Here is a 1657-nt window from a genome sequence, read left to right as displayed (position 1 = left end):
ACTCCAGAACCCAATCGTACTTCCAGCACCGCTGTCGCGTCACGCCTACGGCATCGAGAGCCGATTTACCGGGTCTGTAGCCGTAAGAATCTGCCAGAAAGATTGCGTCGAGAGCCGGCTCAATCAGCTGTTTGACAACCGTCTGTGCCACGCGGTCTGCCACAGTGGGAACCCCGAGGATCCTTTGGCCGCCACTCTTCTTTGGAATGGAGACGGCGCGAACAGGCGGCGGGAAGTAAGCGCCTGAGCTCATTCGATTCCAAATCTTGTAGAGATTGCTCTTCAAGTCGGACTCGAATTGCTCAATCGTCACTCCGTCGACACCGGCTGCGCCACCATTGGATCGCACCTGCAGATATGCTTCGTACACCTCTCTCTTGTCGATGTTGAACGGTTTGCCCGGCTGGTTCACCGTCGTCCTCCTATTGTCAGTTGCGACGATGGCCAGCCCACCTGATCCGATCCCTTCGCTCCGGCCCCATTACTGGCCTTCGTCGCTAATACGGATCGGTCCGTCCCAGTGCTCCGCGTCGGTAATCTCGCCTCGCGGTCTTCTCCGCTTGTGCTTCTCCCTTTCCATCGGAGCGACTGGTTCCTGCAGTTCCGCGGCAGCGCCTGCATCCGATTCACGCCCCCTCAACGCCGGTCGCCGCCCGCCCGGTCTTCAGGCTTCCGGCGGGCTCATCCCAGAGGGACGACACACCTCTGGTTTTGACGACGGTTTCCACGTTACGACGGTTCATCGGCGGGTTCATTTTCATTCGACTCTCGGACGCCTATCCGTTCGGGTATTCCCGACCCTTAGCTTCAACGCTCACGACCGCGCCTCTTAAGCGAAGCCGCTTGAAGTGATTTGAGACCTACTCCTGAAAGTCGATCCCGAGGGGCCTACCCTCATCGCTGCCACAGCTTGTGCACACAGATTTTCAGATCATCTCGATCATCCTTTCTGTGTGCTTCTGCAGCACACTATCGTCCGCGTGGATGCGTTCCGCGCTCATGATATGGATCCGGATCGCCTCAATAATGGGATCGAGCGCCACCACGCAGGCGCCGACCCGATCCGCCAGGGTCGAGACATCTATCTCGATCCCTTCGCGGGCATAGGTCTTGCTCTGCCGGTTCAATGGCTGATGCAGCAGGAACTTGTTGACCAGCACCGTCGCCAGCAGGTTCGGCCCGGCAAAGCCTCGTGGGATCGGATGGGAGGGTGCCGGCGCTTCTGTGATCGCCTCGCAATCCCGGCAGGAGAACTTTTCGCGGACATGCTCGATAATCTTCCAGCGCCGCGGCTCGCATTCCAGGGTCTTCGAGACCACCTCGCCGAGCTTGTGCAGCCGCTGGCTGCCGCACTTACCACATGCGCAAGGCGCGGGTTCGACGACGCGCTCGACCGGCAGATTGTCCGGCAACGGGCGTCGCGGCGGCCGTGGATTTTGCGCGCGCTTCTCCTTGGCGGCCCCTGGCGCGGCGAGTTCGGCCTTGGTTTCCTGTTCGGCCTGCGTCTCTTCGAGATCCTCGATGGCAAGCTCGAGCTGTTCGACCAGCAGCTTGCCGCGTTCGGAGGATTGCCCGAACTGTTCGCGCCGTGCCTTGGCCAGCATCAGCTTCAGCCGCTCGATTTCCAGTCGACCGACGGTCACTTCGCTCTTCGCCA

At 60.5% G+C, this 1657-nt stretch carries 2 protein-coding genes; both read right to left on the bottom strand.

What is annotated here, in order from left to right:
- A partial coding sequence (locus I6F38_RS43110; RefSeq protein WP_346657180.1) for a reverse transcriptase domain-containing protein occupies positions 1–412 on the bottom strand: 412 nt, incomplete at its 3' end.
- A gap of 514 nt (positions 413–926) precedes the next feature.
- Positions 927–1657, bottom strand: a 731-nt coding sequence (locus I6F38_RS43105) for a transposase (protein ID WP_225164673.1), incomplete at its 5' end; no start/stop codon positions are given.

The organism is Bradyrhizobium sp. BRP56 (assembly GCF_020194035.1).
Classification (GTDB): Bacteria; Pseudomonadota; Alphaproteobacteria; order Rhizobiales; family Xanthobacteraceae; genus Bradyrhizobium; species Bradyrhizobium australafricanum.
Note: the sequence above shows the minus strand (reverse complement) of the source record. Positions and strands in the feature narration are given on the sequence as shown.